A 6,091-nucleotide genomic window follows, 5' to 3' on the forward strand; every position below is an offset into this window, starting at 1 on the left:
ATTTAAAAAAGCTTGAAAATGTAGGGTGGAATAGGTGTGCCTCAAACCTTAAAATATTTGAATAATATCACACACCGTATTCCACCTTTTGCGATAGTCCCCCGCCACCTCATTGGTGGAAAACGCTTTCGCTATTCCACCCTACACTATAAATATTATGTATTATTGTGCTACAAGATTAGCCATTTTATAATGTTCCTTTTAAAACTTGTGGCAAACCTGCAACTACCCAAAATACATTATCAGCCAATTGTGCTAAAGATTGATGCAAACGCCCATTTTCATCTACAAACTGGCGTGATAATTCACCCATTGGCACGACACCATGACCTACTTCATTGCCTACAAAAATGTGTTGTCCCGGTAGAGTGTGTATTTGTTCTAGCAATAATTGCCTTTCTTGTTCCCAGCAATTACCTTCAGCCAATAAGCAATTAGTTATCCACAGTGTTAAGCATTCAATAATAAGGCATTTTTGTGGGTCGGCATGGATTTGCAGCGTTTCAGCTAAATGTATTGGCGTTTCAACAGTATGCCAATGGCTTGGACGTTGTTGTTGATGGTGCGTGATACGATCAGTCATTTCATGGTCACTGGCCGTAGCAGTGGCGATATAAATCACTTCTAAGCCATTTTGTTCACTTTGCTTGGCACGCTGTTCTGCAAAACGACTTTTTCCCGAACGTGCACCGCCTAAAATTAATTCTAAACTCATAACCGTCTCTTTACTAATTGAAATATCATTATTTTATTTTCCTGACTGTACCTAACAAACTTATTTGATAGCCATTTTCTTTGAGTCGAGTTGTTGCCTGTGCACTGAGTGACGTTAAAAGGTGCAAGATAACCAACAAACATACAGCGATTAATAAAGTTAATAGAATAAACCTCACATCATAAAAATGGGATATTTTTGCTAAAACAGTAAAGAAAGGAATAACAGCAACAGGGGCAATAAAAGAAATAATCGTCAGAATAATATACAACCGTTTTAGAGTAAGAGAGTTGATCATATTTACAACTAATCTTAACCATCCACTCAGTCCAATAGTTAAGGAAAGTAAAATCAAAACACCAGCAAATACTATATTATAGAAGGCAATGCCTGTGGCAAGAAATAAAATCAGGGTCGCAATATTAATGAGTTTCTTTGCAATGGCAATACTTTCTATATTTTCACTAGATTCGGTATTAGAAACTAATTTAGATTTAGGTGGTTGATAGATATTATCTTCATTCATCCTTATTCCTTTGTCATGATGTCGCACAGTTTGCACAAGGTGTTTCACCACCATATAAATTGACTGCTCCGTATGAAAATCGCGCTAAATTAAAAATATAATAGGCAAATCACGCCAAACTTAATAAATCTACAGTGAAAATGTAAGATTTTAGCGTTAAACTGAATTCCGATAAATTTTAATTTCGCACTTTCAGGTAAATCTTATGATTAAACTCACCATCAATGGCACTGAGCATCAACTTGATGTTGCACCAGATACACTCCTTTTATGGGCCATTCGTGACCACGCCAAACTCACAGGGACTAAATTTGGTTGTGGTTCTGCATTATGTGGCGCGTGTACGGTTCATCTTGATGGGCAACCGATTCGCTCCTGTTCCACACCTGTTTCTGCTGTAGAAGGCAAGCACATCACCACTATCGAAGCCATTGGTGAAACAACTGAAGGCAAGGCGATTCAAGACGTGTGGCAAGATGTTGTGCAATGTGGTTACTGCCAATCGGGGCAAATTATGAGTGCCAGCGCGTTATTAAAAGACAATCCTAATCCAACAAATACCGACATTGATAATGCAATGACAGGCAATATATGTCGTTGTAATACTTATCATCGTATCCGTGAGGGTATTCATGCTGCTGCAAAGAAATTGGGCTAAGGAATAATAATCATGAATGAAATACGCGCCATCAATCGCCGTGATTTTCTTAAATTAGGTTTAGCTACCAGTGCAGCAGGTTTAGTACTTGGATTTAATATTCCTGTACAAGCTGATAATGCCGCGACCGAAACGGCTGAAACGATAAGCTTTAGCCCCAATGCTTTTTTACGTATCGATCTTGATAATACAGTCACGGTGATTTCTAAACATTTGGAAATGGGTCAAGGTACTTACACAGGTTTAGCGACCTTGGTTGCAGAAGAGCTGGATGCCGCTTGGGAACAAGTCAAAGTCATCGGCGCACCTGCGGATAGCCAACGTTATAACAATTTATTCTGGGGTAAAGCTCAAGGCACGGGTGGCAGTAATGCGATTGCTAATTCGTGGTTACAAATGCGCCAAGCGGGTGCAACAGCGCGGAGTATGCTAGTTTCTGCGGCGGCCGAACAATGGCAAGTAGATGCTGCTGAAATCACGGTGCAAGACGGTAAACTCAGTCATGCTGACAAATCCGCCACGTTTGGTGAATTAGTCGCCGCTGCCAATAAGCAAGCCGTGCCTGAAGAACCCAAATTAAAAGACCCTGCTCAATTCCGGCTTATCGGTAAGAAACTCTCACGCAAAGATACCAGTGGCAAAATCAATGGCACAGCCATTTTTACCCAAGACATGCAATTGCCTGATATGTTAACCGCTGTTGTCGCGCATCCGCCATTATTCGGCGCAACTGTGAAATCTGTTGATGACAAAGCAGCGCGTGCAATGACTGGGGTTGAAGACGTTATCACTATTCCTTCAGGGGTTGCAGTGGTGGCTAAAGACTTCTGGACAGCGAAAAAAGCCCGTGATGCACTTAAAATTGAATGGGATGAATCCAAGGCATTTAAACTCAGTTCGGACGATATTTTTAAACAATATGGTGAATTATTAGATAAATCAGGTGCGGTCGCACGTAATGATGGTGATGCTATAGCCGAATTAGATAAAGCCGAGCAAGTGATTGAAGCAGAATATCGTTTTCCATATTTAGCCCATGCGGCGATGGAACCTTTAAATTGTGTGGTGCATTATCGTGGTGATGCTGTTGAAGTATGGAATGGTGAGCAAATGCAAACCTTGGATCAAATGGGTCTTGCGGCAGTATTTGGTCTTAAACCCGAACAAGTCACAATCAACATGTTATATGCGGGCGGTTCATTCGGACGACGCGCTAATCCAAAATCTGATTATGTGTTAGAAACGGCTTTTATTGCTAAAGCGTTGAAAACACAAGTTCCTGTCAAATTAGTTTGGACACGTGAAGATGATATGCAAGGAGGTTGGTATCGTCCGCTGAATTTACATCGTGTTCGTGCGACTTTGGACAAAGAGGGAATGCCTAAAGCGTGGCAACATCGTTTAGTTGGGCAATCGATTGCGAAAGGGACACCATTTGAGGCGGTACTCGTTCATGATGGTGTTGACCATACTTCTGTGGAAGGCGCACAAAATCTACCTTATCAAATTCCGAATTTACATATTGATTTACATTCACCTGAATTGCCTGTACCAGTTCAATGGTGGCGTTCAGTGGGTTCGACTCATACCGCTTATAGCACTGAGACGTTTATCGATGAGCTTGCAACCAAGGCTGGTAAAGACCCTGTTGAATACCGTTTAGCTTTGCTCAAAGAACATCCTCGTCATGCGGGTGTGTTGAAGCTGGCAGCAGAAAAAGCCAATTGGGGTAAAACCGAATTGGGTGAAGGCAAAGGACGTGGCGTGGCGGTGCATAAATCATTTAACTCTTATGTCGCGATGGTGGCAGATGTCAGCGTTAATGGCAGCAGCTTTAAAGTGGATAAAGTAGTGATTGCAGTCGATTGTGGGATTGCGGTGAATCCAGACATCATCAAAGCACAAATGCAAGGCGGTATGGGCTTTGGTTTGGCAATGATTTTAAACAGTGAAATCACATTAGATCAAGGGCGCGTGGTGCAAAGTAATTTCCATGATTATGAAGTTGTCCGCATGTCAGAGATGCCAGATATTGAAGTGCATATTGTGCCTTCAGCGGAAGCACCAACGGGTGTCGGTGAGCCTGCAACCCCTGTGATTGCACCTGCGGTAGCCAATGCGCTTGCGGCTGCAACAGGAAAACGTTTCTATAATTTGCCCGTGCGTAGCGTTTAATTATAGAACTCATTTGATATCTAAAAAGACAATAATTTTACATATTTCTCGTTCCAACGGTCTCCGTTGGAATGCAGCCCAGACGCTCTGCGTCCTAATGGTAACTGTAGATTTCAAATAGGTTCTATAGAAGAAAATATAGAATGGAATAAGTGTGTCTTGAATATAATGTATACAAACTTTCCACACTGTATTCCAGCTTTTTCAATTGGTATTATTGACTTCAAATGACAGATATTACTTACGGTACAGACCGAGAAATTATTGCAACCGCTATTGAATGGATGCGACATAAACAGCGCATTGCATTAGTTACCGTGGTTAAAACGTGGGGTTCATCGCCACGCCCATGTGGTTCACTGATGCTGATGCGGGATGATGGACAATTTGCAGGCTCAGTTTCTGGTGGTTGTGTGGAAGAAGATTTAATCGCACGGTTTCGCACGAGTGAATTGTCAGTAACAAAGCCGATGTTAATTGATTATGGAGTGAAAGCAGGAGATGCTGCCCGTTTTGGTTTGCCTTGTGGCGGACGCTTGGAATTGCTGATTGAGCCATTGGAACATCAAACTCAAATCCAAACATTATTAAGCCGTATTGATGCGGGCGAATTGGTACGGCGACAAGTGTGTCTGGATACAGGTGAAATCTCATTACACAAAACCACGGCTGAACAGGAGTTCAGCGCTGATGAACACAATATTCATCAAGTATTTGGTTGTGCTTGGCAATTATTGCTGATTGGTGCAGGTCAATTGGCGCGTTATACCGCACGAATGGCTTTGTTGCTGGGTTATCGGGTGACTGTTTGCGACCCACGAGCAATGCAAGTGGATTGGCATGAAGATGGGGTTAAATTTATCACTATCATGCCTGATGAAGCTGTGATTGCAGTCGCCAGTCATCCACGAACAGCGGTGATTACCTTGGCGCACGATCCTAAAGTTGATGATATGGCGTTAATGGAAGCCTTAAAAATGGAAGCATTTTATGTGGGTGCATTGGGTTCACAACGAACCAGTGCCGCCCGTCGCGAACGTCTGGTTCAACTTGATTTAACTGAAACCCAGATTAATCATCTACACGCGCCTGTGGGTTTAGATATTGGTAGTCGCACGCCACCTGAAATTGCGTTATCGATCATGGCTGGCATTACCACAGCACGTCGTCAAGTCAAATGAATATTGTCGGTATTTTGCTCGCAGCAGGTCATGGTACTCGTTTTGGCGGCGATAAATTATTGCATCCATTGCCGAATGGTGAGGTGATTGGTCTTGCATCAGCGCGTAAACTTATCCCCGTCTTTGAAAATAATATTGCCATTGTGCGCGAATCAGATACTCAATTATGTGAACAATTAACCCAGCTTGATTTTCAGATTATTACTCAAACTAAGCTTGCGGGTATGGGTGATAATTTGGCGTTGGGTGTTGCAGCCTGTCAAGATGCAGACGGCTGGGTCATTGCCTTGGGTGATATGCCTTGGGTTCAAGTTGACACTTTACATTTAATTCGCCGAAGCCTTGAAAATGGTGCATTCATCACAGCCCCTTCATTCAATGGTCAACGCGGGCATCCTGTTGGATTCAATCAATGTTTTCGTAAGCAATTAACCACTTTGCATGGTGATAGTGGTGCAAGGTCGTTACTCAAAAATCATGCAGAACAACTGCAATTATTACCTGTAAATGACGCGGGGATTTTACGTGATGTGGATAGGAAGAAAGATTTAACCAATTTTTAGGTTTATTTTGTTAATTCAAAGAGAGCTATTTGATTATAGACCCCATTTGAAATCTTTTGCTATTTTTCGCAATATTAATTTTGAGTTTGAAACCTGATAAATCATAAAAAAGCGATATTTTTTAACTTATTGAATTTTAAATTATACAGAATTCATTAATATAGTCATTTTACTTTAAAGCGATACAGCACTAGCAGCCCTTATTTTTAATAAGTGATTAATATTTAAAGAATTTCAGGACTGCCAGTCCTCGCACTTAAGATAGAATTGACT

Annotated in this window: 6 protein-coding genes; 4 read left to right on the forward strand and 2 right to left on the reverse strand. The window is 41.6% G+C overall.

Annotation, left to right across the window (positions count from 1 at the left end):
- Positions 1 to 187: 187 nt before the first annotated feature.
- The gene (gene cobU / locus ABXH34_RS17125) at positions 188 to 715 is read right to left on the reverse strand and encodes a bifunctional adenosylcobinamide kinase/adenosylcobinamide-phosphate guanylyltransferase (protein ID WP_353573101.1); all 528 of its coding nucleotides are present in this window, start codon (positions 713 to 715) and stop codon (positions 188 to 190) included.
- Positions 716 to 743: 28 nt separating this feature from the next.
- Positions 744 to 1,241, reverse strand: a complete 498-nt coding sequence (locus ABXH34_RS17130; RefSeq protein ID WP_353573102.1) for a hypothetical protein — start codon at positions 1,239 to 1,241, stop codon at positions 744 to 746.
- Between the two features lie 205 nt (positions 1,242 to 1,446).
- Here ABXH34_RS17130 and ABXH34_RS17135 point away from each other — a divergent pair, with 205 nt between their 5' ends.
- From ABXH34_RS17135 to ABXH34_RS17150, 4 genes are all read left to right on the forward strand, one after another.
- On the forward strand, positions 1,447 to 1,899 hold the full coding sequence (locus ABXH34_RS17135; protein ID WP_353573103.1) for a (2Fe-2S)-binding protein: 453 nt from the start codon (positions 1,447 to 1,449) through the stop codon (positions 1,897 to 1,899).
- Between the two features lie 12 nt (positions 1,900 to 1,911).
- On the forward strand, positions 1,912 to 4,074 hold the full coding sequence (locus ABXH34_RS17140) for a xanthine dehydrogenase family protein molybdopterin-binding subunit (RefSeq protein ID WP_353573104.1): 2,163 nt from the start codon (positions 1,912 to 1,914) through the stop codon (positions 4,072 to 4,074).
- A 227-nt stretch (positions 4,075 to 4,301) separates the two neighbouring features.
- Positions 4,302 to 5,255, forward strand: a complete 954-nt coding sequence (locus ABXH34_RS17145; protein ID WP_353573105.1) for an XdhC family protein — start codon at positions 4,302 to 4,304, stop codon at positions 5,253 to 5,255.
- On the forward strand, positions 5,252 to 5,818 hold the full coding sequence (locus ABXH34_RS17150; RefSeq protein ID WP_353573106.1) for a nucleotidyltransferase family protein: 567 nt from the start codon (positions 5,252 to 5,254) through the stop codon (positions 5,816 to 5,818). Before ABXH34_RS17145 ends, ABXH34_RS17150 begins: the two co-directional genes overlap by 4 nt.
- The last annotated feature ends 273 nt before the right edge of the window (positions 5,819 to 6,091 follow it).

Source organism: Candidatus Albibeggiatoa sp. nov. BB20 (assembly GCA_016744725.1).
GTDB lineage: Bacteria > Pseudomonadota > Gammaproteobacteria > Beggiatoales > Beggiatoaceae > Albibeggiatoa.

What these genes read in the sequence shown, in the direction of transcription:
- ABXH34_RS17135 (WP_353573103.1), top strand. Translation starts at nt 1,447, where the DNA reads ATGATTAAACTCACCATCAATGGCACTGAGCATCAACTTGATGTTGCA.
- ABXH34_RS17140 (WP_353573104.1), top strand. Translation starts at nt 1,912, where the DNA reads ATGAATGAAATACGCGCCATCAATCGCCGTGATTTTCTTAAATTAGGT.
- cobU (WP_353573101.1), bottom strand. Translation starts at nt 715, where the DNA reads ATGAGTTTAGAATTAATTTTAGGCGGTGCACGTTCGGGAAAAAGTCGT.
- ABXH34_RS17145 (WP_353573105.1), top strand. Translation starts at nt 4,302, where the DNA reads ATGACAGATATTACTTACGGTACAGACCGAGAAATTATTGCAACCGCT.
- ABXH34_RS17130 (WP_353573102.1), bottom strand. Translation starts at nt 1,241, where the DNA reads ATGAATGAAGATAATATCTATCAACCACCTAAATCTAAATTAGTTTCT.
- ABXH34_RS17150 (WP_353573106.1), top strand. Translation starts at nt 5,252, where the DNA reads ATGAATATTGTCGGTATTTTGCTCGCAGCAGGTCATGGTACTCGTTTT.